We start from the raw sequence: 25,234 nt of genomic DNA, 5'->3' as shown, positions 1-25,234 counted from the left end.
GCGCAAGCGGCATGAGCGACGCGCGGCGGCGCGCATCCTGCCGATCCACTCAACGCTTGCCGGGAGGCACGCATGGCGATCCTTGAAATGCTGGGCTTCGGAACCGAAGGCTGGGGCGGCGTGCTGCTGCTTGCCGCGCTGATGACGGTTGCGCTGACGCTGGCCGCGCTCGCGGTCGGTGCCGTGATCGGCGCGGGCGTCGCGGCCGCGAAGCTGTCGCGCTATCGCAGCGCCCGCCTGCTCGGCGACCTGTATACGACGGTGTTTCGCGGCGTGCCCGAACTGCTCGTCATCTACCTGTTCTATTTCGGCGGCTCGACGCTCGTCACGGCCGTGGGCCAGTGGTTCGGCGCGGAAGGCTTCATCGGCGTGCCGCCGTTCGTGATCGGCGCGCTCGCGGTGGGGATGATTTCCGGCGCGTACCAGGCCGAGGTGTATCGCGCGGCCGTGCTCGCGGTGTCGAAGGGCGAGCTCGAAGCAGCGCGCTCGATCGGCATGCCGCGCAGCATGGTCCTGCGCCGCATCCTGATTCCGCAGGTCCTGCGCTTCGCGCTGCCCGGCATCGGCAACGTGTGGCAGCTGAGCCTGAAGGATTCGGCGCTGATCTCGGTCACCGGGCTCGCCGAGCTGCTGCGCACGAGCCAGATCGCGGCGAATTCGACCCACCAGTATTTCGTGTTCTTCGTCGCGGGCGGCGCGCTCTACCTGGTCATGACGGGGCTGTCGAACCGCGTGTTCAACCGGGCTGAAGCGATCGTCGGCCGGTCGTTCCGCCGCAACTTCGCACGCAACTGACGGAGCGCGCCCATGTCACTCGATTTCGACTTCCTGTTCGACACGCTGCGCCAGCTGCTCGCGGCGGTACCGACCACGCTCGGCCTGTTCTTCGCGTCGCTCGTGCTCGGCGGCCTGCTGTCGCTCGTGATCGTCACGATGCGCGTGTCGCCGCGCTGGCTGCCGAACCGCTTCGCGCGTGCCTACATCCTGGTATTTCGCGGCTCGCCGCTGCTGATCCAGATGTTTCTCGTGTACTACGGGCTCGGCCAGTTCGGCGTGATCCGCGAGAGCTTCATGTGGCCGCTGCTGCGCGAGCCGTACGTGTGCGCGGTGCTGTCGCTCGCGCTGTGTACGGCCGGCTACACGGCCGAGATCCTGCGCGGCGGGCTGATGGCCGTGCCGGTCGGGCAGATCGAGGCAGGCTATTCGATCGGCCTGTCGGGCTTCGCGCTGCTGCGCCGCGTGATCGGTCCGATCGCGCTGCGCCAGTGCCTGCCCGCGTATTCGACCGAAGCCGTGCTGCTGGTCAAGTCGACCGCGCTCGCCAGCCTCGTGACCGTGTGGGAGGTGACGGGCGTCGCGCAGCAGATCATCCAGCAAACCTACCGGACGACCGAGGTGTTCGTGTGTGCGGCCCTCATCTACCTGGGCCTGAACTTCATCGTCGTACGCCTGCTCGGCGCGCTCGAATGGCGGCTGTCGGGCCACCTGCGCGCGCCGAAGCCGTCCGGCGCACCCGCGGCCGACGCACGTAATGCGCGGCGTGTCGCATCCTGACCGCGTCCTTCCTTCCAGGAGAAATCGATGAACACCGCTGCTCCCGTCGCCCTGTCGGTCAGGAACATCCACAAGTCGTTCGGCGATCACCACGTGCTGAAGGGCATTTCGCTCGATGCGCACGAAGGCGACGTCATCTCGATCCTCGGTGCGAGCGGATCGGGCAAGAGTACCTTCCTGCGCTGCCTGAACCTGCTCGAAACGCCCGACGACGGCTCGGTCGCGCTCGCCGGCGAGGAACTGAAGATGAAACGCGCGCGCGACGGCAAGCTGCATCCGGGTGACCGGCGCCAGGTCGATCGCATCCGCTCGCAGCTCGGGATGGTGTTCCAGAACTTCAATCTGTGGTCGCACATGACCGTGCTCGACAATCTCGTCGAAGGGCCGCTGCGCGTGCAGAAGCGCAGTCGCGCGGAGGCGGTCGAGGAGGCCGAGGCGCTGCTCGCGCGCGTCGGCCTCGCGGACAAGCGCGGCTACTATCCGGCCCATCTGTCGGGCGGCCAGCAGCAGCGGGTCGCGATCGCGCGGGCGCTCGCGATGCATCCGAAGGTGATGCTGTTCGACGAACCGACGTCGGCGCTCGATCCGGAGCTGGTCGGCGAGGTGCTGCGCGTGATGCGCTCGCTCGCGGAGGAAGGGCGCACGATGCTGGTCGTCACGCACGAAATGGGCTTCGCGCGGCATGTGTCGAATCGCGTGATGTTCCTGCATCAGGGCGAGGTCGATGCGGACGGAACGCCGGGCGAACTGTTCGGCGGCCAGTGCTCCGAACGCTTCCGCCAGTTCGTGTCGAGCCATCATGACCGTGCCGCGAACTGAGGCCGCCATGACCGTATTCCGTTCGGCCCGGCCGCTCGACTGGCGGCAGATCGCGGCGGTGGCGGCCGGCGCGCCGCTCGCGTTGACCGACGACGCGCGCGGACGTGTCGTCGCGGCGCGCGAACTCGTCGACGCAATCGTCGCGCGCGGCATTCGCGCGTATGGCGTCAACACGGGCGTCGGTGCGCTATGCGACGTGATCGTGTCGCCCGCGCAGCAGGGTACGCTGTCGCGCAACATCCTGATGAGCCACGCGGTTGGCGTCGGCGCGCCGCTCGGTGCGGCGGAAACGCGCGCGATCATCGCGGCAGCGATCAACAACTACGCCCACGGGCATTCCGGTGTGCGGGCCGACATCGTCGACCAGCTGGTCGCACTGCTCGAGCACGATTGCCTGCCGGAAGTGCCGGCGCACGGGTCGGTCGGCTACCTGACCCACATGGCGCACGTCGCGCTCGTCTGTATTGGGCACGGCCACGCGCGGCACGGCGGCGAACGCATACGTGGCGACGAAGCGCTGCGCCGCATCGGCCGCGAGCCGCTGGCGCTCGGCGCCAAGGAGGGGCTGAGCCTGGTCAACGGCACGCCGTGCGTGACGGGGCTCGCCGCGCTTGCGCTCGCCCGCGCGGAGCGGCTGCTCGACTGGGCCGACTGGATCGCGGCGACGAGCTTCGAGAATCTCGGCGGCCAGCTCGCCGCGTTCGATCCAGCATCGCTGGCGCTCCGCATTTCGCCCGGGATCGGGCACGTCGGCGCACGCCTGCGCGCGATGCTCGCCGACAGCGCGATGCTCGCCGCGGCGAATGGGCGACATACGCAGGACCCGCTCAGCCTGCGCACGATTCCGCACGTGCACGGCGCGGCGCGCGACGTGCTGGCGGTCACGGCGGAAGTCGTCGACCGCGAGCTCGCGTCCGTGACCGACAATCCGATCGTCGCGGGCACGCGCGACGCGCCGACCGTCCATTCGCAGGCGCATGCGGTCGGCGCGGGCATCGCGCTCGCGATGGACAGCCTCGCGGCCGCGATGGCGCAGGTCGCGGCGATTGCCGAGCGGCGGCTCGACCGGCTCGTCAATCCGCTCGTGAGCGGGCTGCCGGCGTTTCTCGCGGCGCCGGGCGGCACGTGTTCCGGGTTCATGATCGCGCAGTACACCGCGGTCGCGCTGGTTGCGCAGAACCAGCGGCTCGCCGCGCCCGCGAGCCTCGACGGCGGCATCACGTCGGGCCTGCAGGAAGACCACCTGTGCCATGCGACACCGGCCGCGCTGAAGGCGCTCGACATCATCGAGAACACCACGCGCGTGCTCGCGATCGAGTTGCTGGCCGCCGCGCAGGCGTACGATTTGCAGGAGAACGAAGTGTCGCGGGCGGCGCCGACCGACGCGCTGTGGCGTTACGTGCGCGACCGCGTGCCGGCGTATCACGACGACCGGCCGCTCGCGGACGACATCGCGAGCGCGGCCGCCATCGTTGCGGGCGTGCCGCCGTCGCTGGGGTGACGCAGCGGCGGTGCGACGGTCGGCAGGTCATCCCATCTTCATTCGATCGAGGGCGCATGAACGAAGCGGAACGATATACGGCGGCCCGGCCGGGGGCCGTACCGGGCGACGACGTGCCGGCGCGCGCGCTGCCGGCCTACCAGCAGATCAAGCGCTACGTGGTCGAGCGGATCGCGAACGGGGACTGGAAGCCCGGTGGCGCGATTCCGACCGAGGCCGAACTGGTCAAGGAGTTCGGCGTGGCGCGCATGACCGTGTCGCGTGCGCTGCGCGAGCTGACCGCCGAGCGTGTGCTGACCCGCATCCAGGGGGCGGGCACCTTTGTCGAGCGCCGTCATTACGAATCGACGGTGCTCGAGATCCGCAACATCGCGGACGAGATCGCCGAGCGCGGCCATCGGCACAGTGCGCGCGTGCTGATGATCGAAAGCAGCGACGATCCCGAAGCGATCGAAGCGCTCGGGCTTCGCACGGGGCCGGTGTTTCACTCGCGCATCGTGCATTGCGAGGAGGGCGAGCCGATCCAGTTCGAGGATCGCTACGTCAATCCGGCGCTGTTTCCCGCCTATCTCGAGCAGGATTTCACGGTCGAGACCCCGAACCACTACATGGTGCGACTCGCGCCGATCCAGCGTGCGGAGTTCCGCATCTACGCGCAGAAACCCGATGCGCAGGTGCGCCGGCACCTCGTGATGGAAATCGGCGAACCGTGTCTGCTGCTGCGGCGGCGCACGTGGGTCGGCGGGCAGGTCGCGACGTCGGTGCAGCTGTGGCATCCGGCGTCACGGTTTCATCTCGCGGGGAGGGTGTAGGCAGGGTTGTTCGCTGCCGGCGTTCGCTGTCGCTGTCACGGTCGCGAAGGTGAGCGTCGGGCCACGCTGCCGGCTTGCTGTTGCGCAAACCACGTCCGGCGGGTGTTCAGGCCGCTTGCACGGGCCGGTTGACCGGGTACGCGAGCCCGGGATGTTCGCACAGCGTCGCGCCTTCGTCATCACGCCGGCAGGCGCGACGTGTTGCGCGAACCGATCAACCGCGTTCAGGAAACCGGCCGCCGATACGTGCTTGTCGTTTGCCGGAAACCCGAAACCCGAAGCCCGCGACCCGCGGCGATACTGGTCGCGGGCCGCGTTTCGATGCGCGATCACGCTGCCGTCAAGCGTGACGGCGCGCACCGCATTCGCCGCAGAACAGGTCGTCGGCGGCCATCGGCTTGTGGCACTGCGCACAGGCCGTGGCGGGCGGGGCCGCATCCGACGCCGACAGTGAAGCCGTCCCCCGCTGCGCCCGCCGCGCTGGCTGCGCGCGAGTCGCTTGCTTTCGCAAGGTGATCGGCGTCGCCTTCGCGCAGAACCGCCGCCGAGCATATCCGCCAGGTTCGCCTTGGCAACACAGATCCCGGGCGATCGACTTGTCTGACTGTCTCAACCTTGCGCAGCCATCTCCCGATGAGTCGCCGACAGCCCGTGGAACTACTGAGTTGCCGCGGAAAATGCTTTATGGTCAAATGACCATGTCAAGTGATCTACATGCCTGTTTCATCCCCAATTGGAAGTTACCGCTCGATCGTGGACTTCCTCCCCGTGGGCAACATTTTGCGAAGACTTCCGCGTGGCGGAGCCATTGGCCCATCCCCACTCCCGGAAGTGAGGCGAAATCCTGGGCGATGGAGCAGGCGTTCGCGTATGGATGCCTGGGCGGTTCTTGCCTGTCGGCGCGAAAGCGCCCGGGTGGAAAAAACAAGAATTTCTGGAGACGGTGCTAGTGAATGAAATGCACAGCAGGATGAACCAAGCGATCGATCCCTCGGCGCTACGCGCCCAACTGCGAGACGGCGCGTTGCTGGAGACGCGTGCGTGGCTTGCGTCGGGATGGGCGGAGGGCACGGATGGCCGTTCGTTTCCCGTCACGAATCCGGCCACGGGTGACATCCTGGCGCGCGTGGCCAGCCTCGGCGCCGCGGAGGTCGAGCAGGCCATTGCGTCGTCGGCGCTTGCACAACAAGGCTGGCAGAAACGCACCAGCCACGAGCGCGCGAAGATACTGCGCGCCTGGTACGACCTGATCGTGGCGAATGCCGACGATCTCGCGCTGATCATGACGTCGGAGCAGGGCAAGCCGCTGGCGGAGGCTCGCGGCGAAATCATGTATGCGGCTTCTTTCGTGGAGTGGTTCGCCGAAGAAGCGAAGCGTGTCTACGGCGACGTCATTCCGCACCCGCAAGGCGACAAGCGCATTCTCGTCATCCGTCAGCCGATCGGCGTGTGTGCCGCGATCACGCCGTGGAATTTTCCTGCCGCGATGATCACGCGCAAAGTTGCACCAGCACTGGCCGCGGGCTGCTCCATCATCGTGCGCCCCGCGGACCTGACGCCGCTCACGGCGCTTGCGCTCGCCGTCCTGGCCGAGCGGGCGGGCATTCCGGCAGGTGTCCTTCAAGTGGTGTGCGGTCCGTCGCGCGAGATCGGCGCGGTGCTCACGGCCAGCCCGGTCGTGCGCAAGCTTTCGTTCACCGGTTCGACCGAAGTCGGCCGCGTGCTCATGAGCCAGTCGTCCGGGACGATCAAGCGACTCTCTCTCGAACTCGGCGGCAACGCACCTTTCATCGTGTTCGACGACGCGGATCTCGACGCGGCCGTTGAAGGTGCGATGGCGTCGAAGTACCGGAATAGCGGCCAGACCTGTGTGTGCGCCAATCGCTTTCTCGTCCAGGCAGGCATTCATGACCGCTTCGTCGACGCGCTCACCCGGCGAGTCCAGGCGCTCAAGGTAGGAAACGGCATCGAACCGGGGGTGCAGCAGGGGCCGCTGATCCAGCAGTCCGCCTGCGACCACCTGAATCAGCTGATCGACGATGCCGTGAGCAAGGGCGCACGAATCGTCACGGGCGGTAAACGCCATCCGCTTGGGGGCACGTTTTTCGAGCCGACCGTCATTGCCGATGCGACGCCGGCCATGCGTCTCGCGCGCGAGGAGCTTTTCGGGCCCGTCGGCCCGGTGTTCCGCTTCGAGGATGAAGCAGAAGCGATCGCGATGGCCAACGACACCGAGTACGGGCTCGCGGCCTATCTCTATACACGCGACCACGGCCGCATCTGGCGTGTGGGTGAGGCGCTCGAGTACGGCATGGTCGGCCTGAATACCGGCGTGATTTCCAACGAGGTCGCGCCGTTCGGCGGGGTCAAGCAATCGGGCCTGGGCCGTGAGGGGTCCCGTTACGGCATCGAGGAATACCTGGAAATCAAGTACCTGTGCACCCAGGTCTAACGGCCAACGTCCGCATCAAGGAAACGTCAATGGAAATGTCCCCGCAGTCGATGCTTTTCGAAACTGTTCCGTCCATTCTCCAGGAATGGGGTTGTGCGCGCCGCCTGGGTCAGGTGATGGCGGCATGGACGGAGCGCCGCCGTGTCCTGATCGTGACCGATGCAGGGCTGCACAAGGCCGGTGTGCTGGAACCGGCGAAAGCGTCGTTGGCCGCCGAGGGATTCCGCGTGGCGGTTTTTGACGAGGTCGTGGCCGATCCGCCGGAGAAGGTGGTCTTGCGCTGCGTCGAGTTTGCACGCAGTGCCGAGGCGGACGTCGTCATTGGCCTGGGCGGCGGCTCGTCGATGGACATCGCAAAACTGGCCGCCGTGCTCACCGTCTCGCGGCAATCGCTCGCGGAAATGTACGGCATCGGCAACGTTCAGGGGGCGCGCCTGCCGTTGGTGCAGATCCCGACGACGGCGGGTACCGGGTCGGAAGTCACCAACATCTCCATCGTTTCGGTTGACGAAACAACCAAGATGGGCATCGTCGCACGTCAGCTGTATGCCGACAAAGTGATCCTGGACGCCGAGCTGACGGTTGGTCTGCCGCGCAGCCATACCGCTGCGACGGGCATCGACGCGATGGTTCACGCCATCGAGGCCTACACGAGCAAGCACAAGAAGAACGCCATCTCCGACGCACTCGCGCGTGAGGCGCTGCGACTGCTGGTGAGCAACCTGATCCCGGCTTGCGAAAACGGCGACGACCGGCGCGCACGCGAGGCCATGCTGCTGGGCGCCACATTGGCGGGGCAAGCCTTCGCCAATGCGCCGGTGGCCGCGGTCCATGCACTGGCGTATCCGTTGGGTGGCCATTTCCATATTCCGCACGGCTTGTCCAACGCGTTGATGCTGGCACCCGTGCTGCGTTTCAACGCTGAAGCGGCGGCTTCGCACTATTCGGAACTGGCGGACGTCGTCGGCGCGGGTGGAACGGGCGACGCCACGGCGCGCACGGCGGCGTTCATCGCATTCCTGGAAGACCTGATGGACCGCTCCGGCGCGCCGCGACGCCTGCGCGACGTGGGTGTGACGCAATCGAGCCTGCCGACCCTCGCGGCCGACGCGATGAAGCAGCAGCGCTTGCTGTTGAACAATCCGGTCGTCGTCACGGAGTCGGACGCATTGCGCCTGTACGAACAGGCCTATTGAACCGACGCCGGCAAATCCGCAGTCGCCGTAACGTAAATAGAGAGAGTGCACCGTGAACAATGTAGAAAGGATTGAGCACCACGAGATCGTTATCCTGGGTGCAGGCTTCGGAGGCCTCGGCATGGCCGCTCGCATGAAAATCGCGGGCATCGACGACTTTGTCGTGCTGGAAAAGCGTCCCGATCTCGGCGGCGTCTGGCTGGACAATTCGTATCCCGGCGCGGCATGCGATACCGAATCGCACCTGTACTGCTACAGCTTCCATCCGCATTTGCGCGTGAGCGCGATGTATGCCGGCCGGAACGAGCTGCTGCACTATCTGAAATCGCTTGCCACGCGGTTCGACCTGACGGAACACCTGCGATTCAACATCGAGATTCGGAGTGCAGAATGGGATGCCGGCGCCAGCCTCTGGCGGTTCGCGCTGAGTGACGGCTCCCGGATGACCTCACGATTCTTCGTGCCGGCCTGGGGGCAACTGAACCGCCCGATGATCCCCGCGGTTCGCGGCCTGGCGGATTTCAACGGCGAATATTTCCACTCCGCCGAGTGGCGGCACGACGTGGACCTGAGCGGCAAGCGGGTGGCAAGCATTGGCAACGCGGCCAGCGCCGTGCAGTATGTGCCGCTCATCGCGCCGAAGGTCGATCACCTGACGGTATTCCAGCGAAGCGCGAACTGGATCATGCCGCGCAACCAGATCGTCTTCTCGGCGGAGCAGCTCGATGCCTACGAGCGCGAGCCCCATCTCTTCGAAGAAAGCCGGAAATCGCTGCACGCGTTCCGCGAGTCCGGGTTCGAGCGGACCCGGATGGGTTCCAACGCGCAGCAGGAAGGCAAGAGTCTCGCGTTGGCCCACCTTCATCGCCAGGTGCCCGACCCGGTACTGCGCGAGCAACTGACGCCGGACTATGAATATGCGTGCAAACGGATTCTGCGATCGGACGACTACTACCCGGCGCTCATGCGCGACAACGTCGCGCTGGAGACGGCGGGGGTGGAATCGTTCGTCGACGAGGGCATCGTGACCCGGGACGGGCGTCTGCTTCCGTTCGACGTCGTCGTGTTCGGAACCGGATTCGAGAGTCAGGCTTTCCAGGGCAGCCTGCAGGTGCGTGGAACGGACCGCACGTTGGCGCAGGCATGGGCAGACGGCCCGGAAGCCTATCTGGGCATGACCGTGCCTGGTTTTCCGAACATGTTCATGTTGTATGGGCCGAATACGAACCTGAACCACAACTCCATCGTGTCGATGCTCGAGATCCAGCAGAACTACATCATCGACGCGATCGGCGGCATGGCTTCGGCTGGCGTGAAGGCTGTTGATGTCGATCGGGCCGTGTTTGACGAATACAACGACAAGCTGCAGTCGGCGATGGCCGGCTCGGCGTTTTCGGCAGGCTGCTCGAGCTGGTACAAGAACGCGCAAGGCAAGGTGATCAACAACTGGCCGGGCACGGTGGAAGAGTACCGCGCCGCGACGCAATGGGATCAAAGCGTGTTCGCTGCGATCTGAGCGGAGAGGCACATGACATCGGTGCACTGGTTGCCGCTGACCGAGGTGGCTGACGATGCTCGGGACGCCGTTCGGGCGTTCCGCGAACTGGGCGGACGACACTACGGCAGCTTTTCCGTCGACCAGTCGCGCGTGAACTTCGTGCGGGCCTGCGAATTGAACGGCCTCACGGGTGACGCCGCCGTTGTCCATGAAGACATCGATGTTCCCGTCGCGGACGGCAGCATTCGGGTGCGGCTCTATCGTCCGCCCGCCGGGGCCGGTGCCGACGGCACCCCGCTGGTCGTCTTCATTCACGGCGGCGGGTGGGTGATCGGCAGCGTGGACACGCATGACGGCATCTGCCGTCATCTCGCACGGCATGGCGGGTGTGCCGTCGCTTCGGTGGAGTACCGGCTGGCGCCGGAGCACCGGTGGCCGGTCCCGCTCGATGATTGCGAGCGGGCATTGGACTACCTGGCGGCCAACGCATCTGCGCTCGCCATCAATGCGTCTCGGGTGATCCTGGCGGGCGACAGCGCCGGCGGCAATATGGCGACCCTCGTCGCCAATGCGGCATCGTCGGTGGGACCCGCGATCATCGGGCAGATCCTGTTCTATCCCGTGACGGACCTGACGGCGTCGCTGCCGTCATACCAGCGCATTCAAGGCGGATTTCCGCTGGTCGCCGAGTCGATGCTGTGGTTCCGGGAACACTACGTGCCGGCCGGCACGCCATTCGATCTTCCACGCCTGTCCCCGCTGCTGCATGCGGAAGGCCGGCGGCAGCCGCCGATGTTCATTGCCACGGTGGGGCTGGACCCGCTGTGTGACGAAGGCATTGCCTACGCGTCATGCGCGGCCCGCGCCGGGAGCAAGGTCGAGCATCACCATCTGCCCGGGCATCATCACGGCATCATCACCGCCGCCCGGACGATCCCGGCAGCGACCTGTCTGCTGGATCGCGCCGCTTCCTTTGTCCGGCGGCTTGCCGAAACGGATGGCTTCGAGGTTTGACGCGTCGATCGTCGCGCGGGCCGTTGCATGCAACCGTCGCGACCGATCGAGTAATGGAAACTCCTGATTCAAATTGTCCCTCGACTGCATAGACTGGGAACCGTGGAACTTGGTCAATTGATCATGTTCGGAGTGACCGGTCAAACCGGGACGCGCACCTGAATGACCCGCGTGCAGGTCCGGTCGGGTGCAGAGGGGGCGCTCGTGCTGGTTTGAAGCGTTGTCGCTGGCATGCACGTGCAAGCGTCTTTTTCCTTCGTAGTCACATGACCAAGTCTATTGATCTAGTCGTGCGGCGTTACGGATATTTTCAATAACTGGTCATCGGAGGGATCTCATGACTAAGAATCAAGCAGATTCGGTTTTACCTGAGCACGTAGAGGTACTAATCATCGGGGCGGGGATCTCGGGGATCGATGCCGCTTGTCACCTTCGCATGAACTTGCCGGGCCGCTCGTTCGCCATCCTGGAAGCCATGGATGGATTCGGCGGGACATGGTGGACCCATCGCTACCCCGGCGCGCGTTCCGACAGCGACCTGTACACGTATGCGTTCGGATTCCGCCCGTGGCAGGGCCGCTCCATCGCCACGGCGGAGGAGATCCACAGCTATCTGGGCGATGTCATCAAGGAATATGACCTCGGCTCGAAGATCCACTACGGGCATCGTGTTCAAACGGTGAGCTGGTCGAGCGAACAGAAGCGCTGGACGGTCGAGGTGTCGCGCAACGATACGGGCGAACACTTCTCGATCACCACCGACTTCCTGTGGCTGGGGGCGGGGTACTACGACCATCGCAAGGGCTTTACGCCGAAGTGGAACGGGTTCGATCGCTTCAAGGGAACGGTCGTTCATCCGCAGCACTGGCCGAAGGACCTCGACTATGCCGGCAAGCGGGTGGTCGTGATCGGTTCGGGCGCGACCGCCGCGACGCTGATTCCGGCGATGGCCGGCACCGCGGCGCATGTGACGATGCTGCAACGGTCGCCGACGTTCTTCACGGCGGTCCCCTGGACCCACCAGCTGGACACAACGCTTCGCGAACTGAACCTGCCCGAGGAGTGGCGCTCCGAGATTCTGCGGCGTGCGCACCTGAAGCAGACGTTCGACCTGATCAACCTGTCCTCAGCGAACCCGGACGCCGTCCGCGACTGGCTGATCAACGAGACCCGCCAACAGCTGCCGGAAGGGTTCGACGTCGACAAGCACTTCAACCCCAGCTATCGCCCGTGGCAGCAGCGCGTGGCGGCGGTGCCGGAGGGCGACCTCTTCACGGCCATCCGGGAGGGTAAAGCGTCCGTCGTGACGGACACCATCGAGTCGTTCGACGAAAGCGGCATTGTGTTGGCGTCGGGCGAGCACCTGCAGGCGGACATCGTCGTGACGGCGACCGGCTTCGACATGAGCGCTTTCGGCCAGATCGCCTTCCACATCGACGGAGATCCGGTCGACATGACCAAGCGGGTCTCATATCGGGGAATGATGATCGAGGGTATCCCGAACATGGCGTTCATCTACGGCTACTACCGGTCGAGCTGGACGCTGCGCGCCGATCTCGTCTGCGAATTCACCTGCCGCGTCCTCGCGCATATGGACAAGGTGGGGGCGAAGACGGTGGAGCCGCGCCTGCGCGCCGAAGACGCCGACATGCAGCGGCTGCCCTGGACGGACCCGAACAACTTCAATGCCGGGTACGTGATGCGATCGCAACACCAGATGCACTTGCGTGGCGATCGCATGCCGTGGCAGCACCACTTCGAGTACGAGGAGGAGCGCCAGACCATTCCGGAATTGAGCCCGGATGCCGAAGTCCTCGTGTACCGCTGATCTCCGAGCAACGTTCGAATAAAGGTGATGTTATGGCACTCGATTTGCACCTCGCTGGCTTTCTCGAATCCTTAGCCGGGTCCGGCGCGAAACCGCTGCCGCAGTCAGCCCCGGAAGAGGCGCGCGGATTGATGCAGCATCTGGCTCGCGCCGTTCGCGCACCGGAGGCCGTTGTCGACGTTCACGGCGTGGAAGACCTGACCGTTCCCGGCGCGGCCGGATCGCTGCGGGCGCGGCTGTATCGTCCGACGCAGGAGCGCAATCTGCCGACGGTCGTCTATCTCCATGGCGGCGGGTTCGTCATCGGCGACCTGGATACGCACGACAACATTTGCCGCGAGCTGGCGCGCGGCGCGAACGCGGTCGTTGTTTCGGTGGACTACCGGCTGGCGCCCGAACATCCGTATCCGGCCGCGGCGGACGACGCGATTGCCGCGACCCAATGGGTGATCGCGAACGCGGGTGAGCTGGGCGGAAGCGACGTCGTGGCGGTGGCCGGAGACAGCGCCGGCGGCAATCTTGCCGCGGTCGTGACCCAGCAACTGCACGCCGACGGCATTGCGCTGTCCGCCCAGTTCCTGATCTACCCCGCGGTCGCGCAGGATCGCGCCGGCTTTCCTTCCTTCAAGGAAAACGGCGAAGGCTACTTTCTCGACCTCGAGACGATCGCCTGGTTCGAGCGACATTACGTGCCCGATGGTACCGACAGGGCGGACCCGCGGCTGGCGCCGATCCGTGCGAAGGACCTTGCCGGGTTGCCGCCTGCCGTCATCCTGACCGCCGAATTCGATCCGCTGCGCGACGAGGGCGAGGCCTACGGCCGCTTGCTCCACGCGAGCGGCGTCAAGGTCGACACGATCCGGTGCGACGGCATGATTCACGGGTTCTTCGACATGGGGGCGATTTCCCCGGGTGCCCAGGCGTGGATCGAGAAGGGCATCGCGAGTTTTCGAAAGATACTCGGCGGCGCGCAGCACCGTTGATACGTTGGCGGAAGCGACTTGATTTTCGCTTTTCGCCATTTCGTGGCCGCACGCGGATCGATGGATGACCTCCAACGCTGCCGATGCGGCCACGCAGTGCTGATGCATGACGGTATGACGCCGATCGCGCGACGGCTCGCTGAGGCCGCGGCGTGCGTGGCGGAATCGATGCATCAGGTAGTTGCTTGCGAAGCGCTCAAGCATCTATCGAGGACACAGACCCGTGAAGAACTCATTCGATTATCTTGTTGTAGGCGGCGGCTCGGCAGGCAGCGTGCTGGCTTCGCGTTTGACCGAAGATCCCGATGTGACGCTGTGCCTCTTCGAAGCCGGCGGCACGGGCGATGGATGGCCCGTCACCGTGCCGGCCGCCCTGGTGCTGATGATCCCGTCCCGGCTGAACAACTGGGCGTTCGAGACGGTGCCCCAGAAGGGGCTGCAGGGGCGGCGCGGCTACCAGCCGCGTGGCAAGGCGCTGGGCGGATCGTCCGCGATCAATGCGATGGTGTATACGCGCGGCCATCATGCCGACTACGACGACTGGGCTGCGCTCGGCAACGAAGGCTGGGGCTGGAACGACGTCTTCCCGTATTTCAAGCGCAGCGAGCATAACGAGCGGCTTGGCAATGAATGGCACGGGCGCGACGGCCCGCTGTGGGTCAGCGACCTGCGGACGGACAATCCGTTCCAGGCGCGTTGGCTGGACGCCGCACGAGAATGCGGCCTGCCCGTCACGGACGATTTCAACGGTGCGGAGCAGGAAGGCGTCGGCATTTACCAGGTGACGCAGAAGAATGGCGAGCGCTGGAGTGCGGCACGTGCCTATCTTTTTCCGCACATGAAGACGCGCGGCAACCTGACGGTGGAGACGGGCGCGCAGGTCAGGCGCATCGTGTTCGACGGCAAGAGGGCCGTTGGTGTCGAAGTCACGCGTGGGGGCAATGTCGAGACGGTCTGGGCGAAGAAGGAGGTGATCCTTTCCGCGGGCGCGTTTCAATCGCCTCAGTTGCTGATGTTGTCCGGCGTCGGGCCGAAGGACGAACTCGAGCGTCACGGGATCCAGGTCGTCGCCGATCTCCCGGGCGTGGGAGAGAACCTGCAGGATCACCCGGACTTCGTCGTCAGCTACAAGACGAACAGCCTGGATGCGCTCGGCGTTTCGGTACGCGGCGCGATCAAGACGCTGGGCGACATCCGGCAATACCGGAACTCGCGAACCGGTACCCTGACCACCAACTTCGCCGAGGGCGGCGCGTTCCTGAAGACGCGTCCCGATCTGGATCGACCGGACGTTCAGATGCACTTCGTCGTCGGGCCCGTCAGCGATCACGGAAGGAAGGTGCGGCTCGGCCATGGTCTTTCCTGTCACGTGTGCCTGCTGAGGCCGAAAAGCCGTGGATCGGTCAAGCTGCGAAGCGCCGATCCGCTGGACGCGCCGTTGATCGACCCGGCATTCCTCGAGCATGCGGATGATCTCGAGGTCCTGGTCGAGGGGTACAAGCTGACCCGGCGGTTGATGGCGGCCCCGGCGATGGCCCGGTTCGTGACGGAGGACCTGTTCGCGTCCCGGTCGCGATCGGACGACGACATTCGTGCGCTGCTGCGCGAGCGGACCGACACCGTGTACCACCCGGTCGGAACGTGTCGCATGGGGAACGACGCGCTCGCCGTCGTGGATTCCCAGTTGCGCGTACGGGGAACGGAAGGCTTGCGTGTGGTTGATGCATCGATCATGCCGACGCTGGTGGGCGCAAATACGAACGCGCCAACGATCATGATCGGGGAGAAAGCCTCGGACCTGATTCGGAGGATCTCCCGGTTCCCGTCCGCGATACCGGAAAACGCGGTTTGAGTGGCCTTCTCTCGTGCCGACGTTCGTCGGTGCGAGGGCCTCAATCGGACAGGGACGTCGCGAGCATGATGTGTGCGACGACGTCCACGACCTGAAGGCAAGGGCTCGCCGGCCGGTTGTGGCAAGACTGGACGCTGCCGGGGCATCGAGCGCTCGAGTGGCGAAGTCTGGTGACGCAGCCAACCACCGATCATGAACGCATCCTTGCTCTTCGAAGGGCAACGCGAGCACGAGGAAAGAGAGGCCGCCACCCGAGGCGCAGATGCCGGGTGGCGGCCTGTGTGCGTCAACAACCGGAGAAAGACCGGTGCCTGCTTCGCGGCGACGAGCCGCAGCCACCGACGAACCCGTCAGCCGATCGACCTCGCTCGGCGTGAGGCCCGGTCCGGGTGCGGGAAATGTTCTTCACCCGCCGCTATCCCGACGGCTTCGGCGTGTGTCATGCCGAACGCCGTCTTCAATTCGACGAGCCATGCCCGTGAACGGGGACCCCTATGCGGCGCCTGAAACTGTCCGGAAGGTGTCCGCGTGCACGAAAGGCAACGACGCGGATATTCAATCATGCACTCGCTCATACTCATCGCGGATGACGCGCCGGAAATGTCGTCAACGCTCGATACCTGCCTGACTCGCAACGGGTTTCGAACATTCCAGACCAACCGCTCCCAGACCGTGCTGGGCACGCAACTGAACCTGAAGCCGGATCTGGTCATTCTCGACGTCCGTGAACTGGGTGCGGACACCCTGGACCTGCTCGCCAGGCTTCGACGACAAAGCGATACCCCCATCGTCGTCATTTCGGCGTGTGACCTGGACAGGGCGCAGTTGCGCGCACTGCACGCCGGCGCCGACGACTACATCGTCAGGCCGTTCAACCCGGACGTGATCGTCGCGCGATTGCGCACGGTTCTTCGCCGCTCCGGTGCGCTCGCGCCTGAACGTCGTCTCCGGGTGGGCGCGCTCGAAGTCGATACGGAAAGCTATATGGCGTGCGTGAGAACGTCCTCCGGCGAAACGCCGGTATCCGTGACACTCGTCGAATTCCGCCTGCTGGCTCACATGGCCAGGCTGCCGAATCGCGCATTTACGCGCATCGAATTGCTCAATGCGTGCATGGCAGACGTGAGCGCATCCACGCGCACCGTCGACAGCCACATGAGCCGGTTACGGAGAAAGCTGGCGGCCGCGGGGGCGTCGGGCATCGTGGAAAGCGTGCACGGCATCGGCTATCGACTTCGAAAATCCGGCTGATGGGGGGAGGTGTCGCTCGCGGTCGGCATCCGCTGTTCGTTGAGTGTGCATACGGCGCGGACGTGCAGGCAGCAGAGATGGGGGCAACGCGGGCAGATTCCATCCGAGGTCAGGCAGGTTTCGACACAGCGGGCCCGATTCACGATCGCGGCCCGCTGCGCGAATCAGGCATCCGACAGTTACTGCGCGATGACCCCGTCGCGAGAAAAGATCAGCCACTTGTCGCCAGTCGAGGGGAGCGCCGCGGTGTACGTCGTCCCGGTCTGGGTGCGCAGGCGCTGAAACGTCTTGCCGTCATCGGTGCTTTGAGCCTGCAGCCCGTCGACCCCGACGGCCAGTACCGTGGAGCCTCGGGACGCAAGCGCGGTAATGGAATTCCTGGTGTCGAGCGTCGCGCGTGACCAGGTACGGCCGTTGTCCTCGCTTCGCATCAGCGTGCCGCGCAGCCCGCCGACCAGCAGCACACCGTTGGGCAGCGCCACGCCGCACCAGAACGATCCCTTGTAACCGGTCTCCACGCTTTCCCACGTGTTGCCCTTGTCCCTGGAAATCAGGAGTTGCCCCTTCTCGGCCGTGGCAAAGATCTCGCCATTGCCGTTCGAAAAAAGGCCGAACAGATTCAGGTCCGACTTCTTGCCGTTCGGGAGCACGGCTTCCTTTTTGGTCCAGGTCTTGCCGCCGTCATCGGTGACGAGGATGAGCGACCAGAGTCCGACGGCCACGCCGTGGTTGGCATCGATGAAGTGCACGCCGAACAGCGGGCGATCCTCGCTCGTCGCGAGACGTTGAACCTCCCACGTCTCGCCGCCGTCGGTCGTCTTCAGGATCGCGCCCCAGTGGCCGACTGCCCACCCTGTCCTGGCGTCGATGAAACTGACGGACGTCAGCGTCGAGCTCACGGGCACGGACTTGGCCTGACGGTACGTCGCGCCACGGTTGTCGGACAGCAGGATGATGCCGTTCGCGCCGACACTCACGACCCGCTGGCCGGCCCAGGTGGCATCCAGCACGGGGGACTGGGTCGCGATGCTGGACTGGACGGCCGGAACGGGCCGGAGTTCCGATGCGGACACCGCGCCTGGCATGCTGCCCAGCAGCGCGCCAAGGACGACGGCGCCGGCCGACAGGGAGAGAACCTTGCGATACAGGGTCATGGAATCCTCTTCTTCTTCAATGGGCGAGCAGGCCGGGGGCACGGGCGGGCTTGCGCCGCGGGAAGATGCGCTCGAGCCAGACGGCGAAGGCGGGCAGAACCGTCATGGCCATGACCATGTTGACGATGAACATGAACGCCAGGAGCTTGCCCATGTCCGCCTGGAACTTGAGCTCGGAGAACGACCAGGTGGCGACGCCGATCGCGAGCGTGATCGCCGTGAAGATGGTGGCCGTCCCGATCTCGAGGATCGATTGTTCGAGCGCCTTGACGATGCCGACGCCGTTGGCGAGATGCAGCTGCAGCCGGTTGTAGATATAGAACGCATAGTCGACGCCGATGCCCACCGCGAGCACCATCACGGGCAACGTGGCGACGGTCAGGCCGATCTGCAGCTCCTTCATGAACCAATACCCGATGAACGTGCCGATCGTCAGGGGCAGGCAGCAGGCGAGGACCGCGCGCAGGTCACGGTACGTGACGAGGACGAGCAGGACGATGGTCGTATAGACGTAAAGCATCATCGGCAATTCGCTGCGCTCGATTTCGTCGTTGACCGCGGCCAGCACGCCGGCATTGCCGGACGCGAGCCGGATCTTCACGCCCGGCAGCTTGTTCGTATCGCGGAAATGCTTCGCGGCGTTGATCACCTGGGTGATCGTGGTCGCCTTGTGGTCGGCCAGATAGATGTTCACCGCGGTCATGCTGCAGTCCTTGCGCATGACGCCGGGCGTGCGGGCCACTTCGCCGGCCAGCGACGAATAGTTGTCGGGGTCGATGGGGATCGCGGACATCTTCGGATTGCCTTCGTTGTATCCCTCGTTGTATTGCCGCAGCAACGAGGAAAACGAAACGACCGACAATACGCCGGGGACGGCACGCATCGACCAGACGAAGCGATCCTGGTAGGCGCCGACCTCCACGTTGTTGCAGGACTGGGGCGGCGCTTCGAAGACGATGGAAATCCAGTCCAGGCCGACGTCGTAGCTCGACGCAATCGAAACCGAATCCTGGTTGAACCGGGCATCGGCACGCAGCTCGGGCGCGCCGGCCTGCAGCGTGCCGACCACGCGGTCCCGACTTTCCCACGCCGCCACGCAGAACACCACGACGGCCGCCAGCAGGACGATCGCCGCATTACGCGGAATGGCGACTTTGGCGAGCACGCGGAGCACGCGGCCACGACGAACGGCATGCAGTTCCGCATTCTTTGCATAATTGCCGTCGACCTTGAGCAACGACGCGGCCAGCGGCAGCATCACCAGGTTCGTGACGATCTTGTACGCCACGCCGAGCGAAGCGGTGATCGCGAGCTCGCGCACCATCGGGATCGGAATCAGGATCAGCGTGACGAAGGACACGAAAGCGGTCACCAGCGCGAGCGTGCCGGGAATCAGCAGCCCGCTGAAGCTGGATCGGGCGGCTTGCTCCACCGACTTCCCGTGGGAGATCTCGCGCACGATGAAATTGATCTGCTGGACGCCGTGTGACACGCCGATCGCGAACACCAGGAACGGAACCAGCACGCCCAACGGGTCGAGCCCGTAGCCGAGGAGATGCAGCGTGCCGAACTGCCAGACGAGCGAGACGAGCGAGCAGGTCAGCGGCAGGATCGTCAGGCGAACGGAGCGGCAGTACCAGTAGACGGCCAACGCGGTCAGGAGCAGGGCGATCGCGCAGAACTTCAGGACGGACGATGCGCCGTTTGCAATATCACCGATCTGTTTCGCGAAACCGATGATCTGGATTTCATAGTTCGCATCCTCGAACTTGGCGCGCAATTGCGATTCGAGCGCCTTGTCGAATGCCACGTAGTCGACCCGCTCACCCTTCGCATCCAGCTCGTTGAGATCGGCGGTGACCATTGCGCTGCTCTGGTCGCGCGACACGAGGCTGCCGACGAAGCCACCCTGGGCGGTCGAGCGCGAAATGGCGCCGACCGTGTTGCCGTCGAGCTGATCGGGCGTCACGGTGCCGGGAATGAGCGGGTCCGCGCGGAATCCGTCTTCGGTGATCTCGTTGACGAATGAATTCGGTGTCCAGAGCGACTGGACGCTGCTGCGGGACACGTTCGGTAGGAAGGTGACCGCCTGGGTGACTTCATACAGGCGCTTCAACGCAGCCGGCGTCCAGATGCTGCCCTTGCGGGCCTTGACGACGACGATCAGACGGTTGGCGCCGAGCAGGTCACCGCGATACTCGTTGAACGTCTGCGTGTATTCGTGGCCCAACGGAAGCTGCTTCTCGAACCCGGCATCCATGCGCAGCTTGACGGCGAAGCAGGCCATGACGACCGTAAAAAGAACCAGAAGCCCCAGCACGAGACGCCTGTGACCGAACAGCGTATTTTCCAGCGAATGAAGAATTCTTAGCAGCTTGCTGGGTCGGGCTGCGTCGGAAACAGGCGTTTGATTCATATTGACCTCAGAAATTTCGAGATGCGACGATTGCCACGAAGTCTCGGTCACGTAGCGGGTTGGCGAGCGGGTTGGTCGGGCCCATGAAGCGGGTGTAGTTCAAGGCGACCTGCCAGTTCGCCGGGTTCTGTATGAAGTTCACATACAGGTTCATGGCCGTCACGCCGCGCATGAACTGGGCATTCACGTTCGGCGTATTGCCGAAGAGGCCGTATCGGACGAATATCCCCGGATTGACCTGCCAACCGGGAATGACGGTGCCGTCGTAAACCCAGTTGAAGTCGACGTCGATCCCGCCGGAGTATTTCGTTCCCTGGGCACTACCCGGCGAGTTGAGTGCGCCGGTCGCGAACAGGTCGTTGAATTCGTTCCCCCACAGAAGCGCGCCAGGCGAAATCGGCGACCCGCCGTAGCTCTTGTGAAGCCCCGGATAAGCAATGATCACCGTCTCGGTCGTCAGCGTGGCGGTCTGGGCGCCGAGCAGCTTCAGGAATGCGGCGGAATTGCCGGGCTGGAGCGAGTAGAGGGTCGTCAGGTGCCACTGGAATCGCTTCTCGTCGACCCAGCAGTTCCCCCCTTGCGCGACGCATCCGCTGGCCGGATTCAGGGGAACGGCATCTCGCGGCCGGTACGAGAGTTCGGTACCGATCGCCCAGTCGCCCACGGGGAAGTTGGCGCTGACACCGATCATGTGGCGGTCTTCCGGAAATCGGAAGACCGTCCCGCCCGTCGAACTCAGCGAGACTTGCGGGAACTTGTCGTGGTACGCGATCGTGTAGAAACCGAGATTCAGGTCCGTTCCCGCCGGCTGGTAGCGAATGGAAAAACCATACTGCCCGCCGTTCTTCGGATGGACGGTCGAGACGCCGTACGTGTTGTTGCCGGGCCCGACGATCTGATTCGACCAATAGCTGCCCACCGGCGGAAGGTAATTCTGGTTCCAGTTGCTCTGGTAGTACCCTTCGACGTTCACGCCGTGACCCACGCCGGATGCGACGCTCACGATCGGCGCGGGCAGGATGATCTCCTTGACCTGCGCCCCGGGCTGGGACGCGCGATTCACGTCGATCGCATTCGTCGCATTGATCCCGCCGACTTCCCAGATGCTTTCGCCCCAGCTGACCACCTGGTTACCCACACGGACGCGGGCAATCTGGTCGCCTACGTTGAACTGCTTGCTGACCCACAGGTCGAGCAGGCGTGGCTTGAAGCGGATGTTCTTCTCGGCGTCGGACGGAAGCCCGCCGCTCAGGCTGGGTGCGGGGTTGTAGAACAGGTCCTGTCCGCTGCTTGCGCCTGTCGTGCGGGTACCGGAGTAGTCGTATTGCCAGGTGCCGCGCGCCATGAACGTGAGCCCTTGCGACGGCATCTTCAGGACCAGCTCGTGGTTGCCCTTGAGATAGCTCGTGAACGGATCTCCCTTGCCGTAGTTGATGTCGCCCTGATCGGAGAGGCCGCTCAACTGACCGAGCCGGCCGCCACCGGTCTGCGCACCGGTGGCCACGTTGTAGGTCGGCGAGACGAGATTGCTGCTCGGCGACGCCGTTCGAATGCCGACGCCCGCCGATATCGTCGAATCGAAACTGCCTTCGACGTTCCCGATCGTGAACGTGAACGCGTGCGCGCCGCCGCACCCGACGGCGACGAGCGCCGCGATCGCCGCGCGCACGAACACCACGCTGGAGCGGGGCTGTAATGAGGAGGTGGTAGCCATTTTGTTTCGGCCCCTGTCAACGCTCGCTCAACGCACGGAGATTATCGGCGTTGTAGAAGCTCGGCTTGTAGTGTTGGTCCGCCGACGAGTCGACCGACCACTTCGCGTCCCGTCCGGCCGCGAGCATCGAACCGTCCACGAGGTACCGGCCGTCGACGAGGTTGTATTGAGCGAATGCGAGCGTGTCGCAGCTCCCCGTCTCGTACACCGGAATGATGTAACCCTCGCGGACCTTCGAGATGTTGCCCTGCGCGTCGTAGTCCACCGCGCCGAGGTAGCTCCAGCTGTCTTCGTCGACGTAGAACAGGCGCTTGGGCGCGGTATGGCGCATCCCCTGCTTGACCGTGGCTTCCACGACCCACACGCGATGGAGTTCGTAGCGACGCTTCGCCGGGTTCACGAAGTCGGGGCCGTAGGCGTCTTCAAATTTTTCCGAGAAGTCGTACATGCCGAGATCGTTGTACGTCACGACCATTTCCTTCTTGCCGAGCAGCTTCCACGAGAACCGGTCCGTCTGTCCGGAGAAGACCAGCGCTTCATCCATGTTGTACTGGTTGTCGAAGCCGATCTGCGGCGCATCGTATGCATACGACGGCATGCGACGGGTGCGGCGCTGCCCCGGGAAGTAGTAGAAGACTTCCGTCGGCTTGCCGGCGTAGGTCGTAAAGATCGCGGCCTGGCCGGCAATCGCCGCCGGGGACTTGTACGCGTAGTAGGCGTTGCCTTCGACCTGGTTGACCTTCGCGAACGTCGTGCCGGCCTTGTCGCCCCACGGCTGGTAGATCCACGCGTCGGACACGTTCTTGATCCAGTCGGACGCACCCTTGCGCGGGGAGACGACGGTGATGATGTCGCGCATCTCGACGCCGGCGCCGCGGTAGTGCACCTTCGCGTTCCACATCACTTCCGCGCCGGTCTTGGGCGCAGGGAACGGATAGCCGGGCAGGTGGGCATCGGCGAGTTCTGATCCGTCGGCGGTCATCTTGGCGAAGCCCGCGTTGTTCTTCGTGTTCTCCGCGACGAAATCGGGGACGCCGCACGTGCGCCGGGACGGATAGACCGGCATCGTGAAGCCCTTCAGGTTCTTCAACAGCGCAATCTGGCCCGGGTTGAGCTTGTCCGCGTACTTGTCGACGTTGCTGGCGTCGATCGTGTACAGGGGCTTGTCGGATTTGTATTTGAAGAAATCCGCGCGGCGCTTGCCGTAACTCCAGCCCGCCCCGACGTTGCCCACGGGGGCCCAGGCGGGAATGCCGCTCGCGGTGCCGGCGACTTCGGCGCCCGATGGCGTATGTGAAGAATCCGTACCTTCCGCAAGCGCACCGGTCAAAGACATCGCGACTGCGGAAGCGATGACGGACAATTTCGCTGCCGATCGGATGAGCGAAGCAGATTTCTTGAAAGCATGAGTCTTGACCACGGCTATCTCCTTGACCTTGACCAGGTGACGTGCGCCCGCCAAAGGGTTGTGCATAGGTGAAAACGGATGAAGGTACCGATAGTCCTGTCCGTTTGTTAGCTATGCGAAATGAAAGAGGGTGCGTTTTGCTTTGTTTTCGTGAATCGGCGAACCCCAGGTCATTGCTGTCACGCTGGCGTTCGTGTTGTCCGGCTGCCTGACGGCGTGCCGGACGGTATGGCTGATACCTGCAGCTATTGGGCGCCCGCCGAAGCAGGATGCGGCTTGTCAGGCTGGACCTGCTCCGTACGTGCGCCGCTTTTGAGCGACTTCCGGCTTATGCCGGGACCGACGAGAAGTATTCGGCCGGCTGAGCGTGCCATCCTGCCCAGCGCTTCTCCCAGTAGAGGTTGTGAATCTTCTCGGAGATCGGGCCGGGGCCTTTGTGGTTGCCAAGCGGTTGGTCGTCCACTGCGCTGACGGGCATGATCCCGCCCGCCGACGACGAGGTGAATGCTTCGTCGGCCTCGCGCAGCTGGGTCGCGGTGTACTTGCCGATGTTCACCTTGATGCCGAGCTCGGCGGCGATATCGAAGACGCTCTGGCGCGTGATGCCCAGCAGGCAGCCTTCAGCCGGGGTGTAGAGCTCCCCGTTCTTGACGAAGAACACGTTCGCACCGGCTGCCTCGGTGAGGTTGTCATGTTCGTCGACGAGAACCGCCCAGTCCTTCTCCTGCGTCATGGCTTCGAAGAGCGCGAGCTTCATGTCCATCCAGTGGAAGTTTTTCGCCGTGGGATCGACCGCCTTCGCGGAAATGCGGTTGTACCGCTTGCTGATCAGCAGGTTCGAGCCTCGCGTGCGGACCTCGTCGTCGGCCTGGAAGAAGAACGGCACGGCAAACGCGAACATCGCGTTCTTCATTGCGCTGCGGTCGCGGCGGTCGACGCTCAACGGGCCGCGGGTGACGCACCACCAGACGTAGGCATCCTTCAACCCGGCGTTACGCACGAGCGTGTGGAGAATCTCCTTGACCTGGTCGCGATTGAACGGATTCTCGAGGAAGAACTTCGCCGCCGACTCTTCCATGCGCGCGAGGTGATCGTCGAGTCGAAAGAAGTTGCCCCGCGAGACGGTGACGACATCGTAGGCCGCGTCGGCATGCAGGAATCCCGCGTCGACGAGCGGGACGGTCGCTTCGGTGATGGGGACATAGTTGCCGTCACAGAAGGCACTGCCATCTTCATAGCGGGGTTCATGCGGAGCGCGAGCATGCAGCGGATTCTCGTGCATGATCTGCTGGACTTGAATGATTGCCATGGTGATTACCTTTCGCTCCCGAGGGAGAGTTGTCGTTCGATATTGACGTCAAAACGCGACCGGATCGCGGTGCGCTACTTTGCGGATTGCTTACTGCCTGGCTATCCGGCGTGAAGTCTGCCATATGACTTGATCAAATGACCGTGTAGTAGAAAGTATTGCTCGAAAAATTCCTTGTCGATGAAGGTTAACCCTCTGTGATGCGTGGCTGGATACTCGAGCGGCGAGCAGACCCGTGTTTGCCGGCCGCGATGGTCGAATGTCCGTTCCGGTAGACCAAACCGATCCGCCTGAAAAAAGTCGCTTCGGCGTGGTGCGCGCTTCGCCGGAAGCCGACTCGTGGCCCCGTCTCCATCGTCATCCGGTCACACCCGCTGCAGATCCTTTGCAGCAGCATGACTGTTCGTTTCCTGAAGCGTCGTCCTTCGGCATGCCGGTGGCAATACTGATTATTACTGAGTCGCGTGACTTGG

At 64.4% G+C, this 25,234-nt stretch carries 18 protein-coding genes; 13 read left to right on the top strand and 5 right to left on the bottom strand.

All coding sequences use genetic code 11. The features are described from left to right. The first annotated feature begins 72 nt into the window (after positions 1–72). The 13 genes from CFB82_RS37720 (at position 73) to CFB82_RS37660 (ending at position 16,760) form a co-directional block, all read left to right on the top strand. The gene (locus CFB82_RS37720) at positions 73–795 is read left to right on the top strand and encodes an ABC transporter permease (protein WP_089487376.1); all 723 of its coding nucleotides are present in this window, start codon (positions 73–75) and stop codon (positions 793–795) included. Positions 796–807: 12 nt separating this feature from the next. Beyond that, the gene (locus CFB82_RS37715; protein WP_039353366.1) at positions 808–1,554 is read left to right on the top strand and encodes an ABC transporter permease; all 747 of its coding nucleotides are present in this window, start codon (positions 808–810) and stop codon (positions 1,552–1,554) included. Between the two features lie 27 nt (positions 1,555–1,581). Further along, entirely contained in the window at positions 1,582–2,373 is a 792-nt protein-coding gene (locus tag CFB82_RS37710) for an ABC transporter ATP-binding protein (protein ID WP_039353363.1), read from the top strand. 7 nt (positions 2,374–2,380) lie between these two features. Then, positions 2,381–3,874, top strand: coding sequence for an aromatic amino acid ammonia-lyase (locus tag CFB82_RS37705; RefSeq protein ID WP_089487375.1), 1,494 nt, complete (start codon positions 2,381–2,383; stop codon positions 3,872–3,874). 56 nt (positions 3,875–3,930) lie between these two features. After that, the gene (gene hutC, locus CFB82_RS37700; protein ID WP_069250104.1) at positions 3,931–4,686 is read left to right on the top strand and encodes a histidine utilization repressor; all 756 of its coding nucleotides are present in this window, start codon (positions 3,931–3,933) and stop codon (positions 4,684–4,686) included. 970 nt (positions 4,687–5,656) lie between these two features. Beyond that, positions 5,657–7,138, top strand: a complete 1,482-nt coding sequence (locus CFB82_RS37695; protein ID WP_089449240.1) for an NAD-dependent succinate-semialdehyde dehydrogenase — start codon at positions 5,657–5,659, stop codon at positions 7,136–7,138. A 29-nt stretch (positions 7,139–7,167) separates the two neighbouring features. After that, positions 7,168–8,334, top strand: a complete 1,167-nt coding sequence (locus CFB82_RS37690) for an iron-containing alcohol dehydrogenase (protein WP_089487374.1) — start codon at positions 7,168–7,170, stop codon at positions 8,332–8,334. Positions 8,335–8,386: 52 nt separating this feature from the next. Further along, the gene (locus tag CFB82_RS37685; protein WP_069250109.1) at positions 8,387–9,850 is read left to right on the top strand and encodes a flavin-containing monooxygenase; all 1,464 of its coding nucleotides are present in this window, start codon (positions 8,387–8,389) and stop codon (positions 9,848–9,850) included. Between the two features lie 12 nt (positions 9,851–9,862). Continuing rightward, on the top strand, positions 9,863–10,846 hold the full coding sequence (locus CFB82_RS37680) for an alpha/beta hydrolase (protein ID WP_089487373.1): 984 nt from the start codon (positions 9,863–9,865) through the stop codon (positions 10,844–10,846). A gap of 337 nt (positions 10,847–11,183) precedes the next feature. Further along, positions 11,184–12,674, top strand: a complete 1,491-nt coding sequence (locus tag CFB82_RS37675; protein ID WP_089487372.1) for a flavin-containing monooxygenase — start codon at positions 11,184–11,186, stop codon at positions 12,672–12,674. A gap of 32 nt (positions 12,675–12,706) precedes the next feature. After that, complete coding sequence (locus CFB82_RS37670; RefSeq protein WP_089487371.1) at positions 12,707–13,657, top strand: alpha/beta hydrolase; 951 nt, start codon at positions 12,707–12,709, stop codon at positions 13,655–13,657. 223 nt (positions 13,658–13,880) lie between these two features. Continuing rightward, positions 13,881–15,509, top strand: coding sequence for a GMC family oxidoreductase (locus CFB82_RS37665; RefSeq protein WP_089487370.1), 1,629 nt, complete (start codon positions 13,881–13,883; stop codon positions 15,507–15,509). A 561-nt stretch (positions 15,510–16,070) separates the two neighbouring features. Next, the gene (locus tag CFB82_RS37660) at positions 16,071–16,760 is read left to right on the top strand and encodes a response regulator transcription factor (RefSeq protein ID WP_069250114.1); all 690 of its coding nucleotides are present in this window, start codon (positions 16,071–16,073) and stop codon (positions 16,758–16,760) included. A gap of 179 nt (positions 16,761–16,939) precedes the next feature. Here the strand turns inward: CFB82_RS37660 and CFB82_RS37655 are convergent, their stop codons facing one another. From CFB82_RS37655 to CFB82_RS37635, 5 genes are all read right to left on the bottom strand, one after another. Next, on the bottom strand, positions 16,940–17,914 hold the full coding sequence (locus tag CFB82_RS37655; RefSeq protein ID WP_179255512.1) for a WD40/YVTN/BNR-like repeat-containing protein: 975 nt from the start codon (positions 17,912–17,914) through the stop codon (positions 16,940–16,942). A gap of 16 nt (positions 17,915–17,930) precedes the next feature. Then, positions 17,931–20,330, bottom strand: coding sequence for an efflux RND transporter permease subunit (locus CFB82_RS37650; protein ID WP_089487369.1), 2,400 nt, complete (start codon positions 20,328–20,330; stop codon positions 17,931–17,933). Positions 20,331–20,337: 7 nt separating this feature from the next. Then, positions 20,338–22,044 (bottom strand): DUF1302 domain-containing protein, encoded by a 1,707-nt coding sequence (locus CFB82_RS37645; RefSeq protein WP_089487368.1) that lies wholly within the window; start codon positions 22,042–22,044, stop codon positions 20,338–20,340. A 16-nt stretch (positions 22,045–22,060) separates the two neighbouring features. Further along, entirely contained in the window at positions 22,061–23,380 is a 1,320-nt protein-coding gene (locus CFB82_RS37640) for a DUF1329 domain-containing protein (protein ID WP_089449554.1), read from the bottom strand. A 400-nt stretch (positions 23,381–23,780) separates the two neighbouring features. After that, the gene (locus tag CFB82_RS37635; protein ID WP_089487367.1) at positions 23,781–24,761 is read right to left on the bottom strand and encodes an aminotransferase class IV; all 981 of its coding nucleotides are present in this window, start codon (positions 24,759–24,761) and stop codon (positions 23,781–23,783) included. Positions 24,762–25,234: the final 473 nt, after the last annotated feature.

This window comes from Burkholderia sp. HI2714, assembly GCF_002223085.1.
Classification (GTDB): domain Bacteria; phylum Pseudomonadota; class Gammaproteobacteria; order Burkholderiales; family Burkholderiaceae; genus Burkholderia; species Burkholderia lata_D.
The sequence above is the reverse complement of the archived record's forward strand: the minus strand, read 5'-3'. Positions and strand labels throughout refer to the sequence as shown.

Bases quoted from the DNA above. Each gene is read 5' to 3' on its own strand.
- CFB82_RS37720 (WP_089487376.1), top strand. From the start codon at position 73: ATGGCGATCCTTGAAATGCTGGGCTTCGGAACCGAAGGCTGGGGCGGC.
- CFB82_RS37715 (WP_039353366.1), top strand. From the start codon at position 808: ATGTCACTCGATTTCGACTTCCTGTTCGACACGCTGCGCCAGCTGCTC.
- CFB82_RS37710 (WP_039353363.1), top strand. From the start codon at position 1,582: ATGAACACCGCTGCTCCCGTCGCCCTGTCGGTCAGGAACATCCACAAG.
- CFB82_RS37705 (WP_089487375.1), top strand. From the start codon at position 2,381: ATGACCGTATTCCGTTCGGCCCGGCCGCTCGACTGGCGGCAGATCGCG.
- hutC (WP_069250104.1), top strand. From the start codon at position 3,931: ATGAACGAAGCGGAACGATATACGGCGGCCCGGCCGGGGGCCGTACCG.
- CFB82_RS37695 (WP_089449240.1), top strand. From the start codon at position 5,657: ATGAACCAAGCGATCGATCCCTCGGCGCTACGCGCCCAACTGCGAGAC.
- CFB82_RS37690 (WP_089487374.1), top strand. From the start codon at position 7,168: ATGGAAATGTCCCCGCAGTCGATGCTTTTCGAAACTGTTCCGTCCATT.
- CFB82_RS37680 (WP_089487373.1), top strand. From the start codon at position 9,863: ATGACATCGGTGCACTGGTTGCCGCTGACCGAGGTGGCTGACGATGCT.
- CFB82_RS37675 (WP_089487372.1), top strand. From the start codon at position 11,184: ATGACTAAGAATCAAGCAGATTCGGTTTTACCTGAGCACGTAGAGGTA.
- CFB82_RS37670 (WP_089487371.1), top strand. From the start codon at position 12,707: ATGGCACTCGATTTGCACCTCGCTGGCTTTCTCGAATCCTTAGCCGGG.
- CFB82_RS37660 (WP_069250114.1), top strand. From the start codon at position 16,071: ATGCACTCGCTCATACTCATCGCGGATGACGCGCCGGAAATGTCGTCA.
- CFB82_RS37655 (WP_179255512.1), bottom strand. From the start codon at position 17,914: ATGACCCTGTATCGCAAGGTTCTCTCCCTGTCGGCCGGCGCCGTCGTC.
- CFB82_RS37650 (WP_089487369.1), bottom strand. From the start codon at position 20,330: ATGAATCAAACGCCTGTTTCCGACGCAGCCCGACCCAGCAAGCTGCTA.
- CFB82_RS37645 (WP_089487368.1), bottom strand. From the start codon at position 22,044: ATGGCTACCACCTCCTCATTACAGCCCCGCTCCAGCGTGGTGTTCGTG.
- CFB82_RS37640 (WP_089449554.1), bottom strand. From the start codon at position 23,380: ATGTCTTTGACCGGTGCGCTTGCGGAAGGTACGGATTCTTCACATACG.
- CFB82_RS37635 (WP_089487367.1), bottom strand. From the start codon at position 24,761: ATGGCAATCATTCAAGTCCAGCAGATCATGCACGAGAATCCGCTGCAT.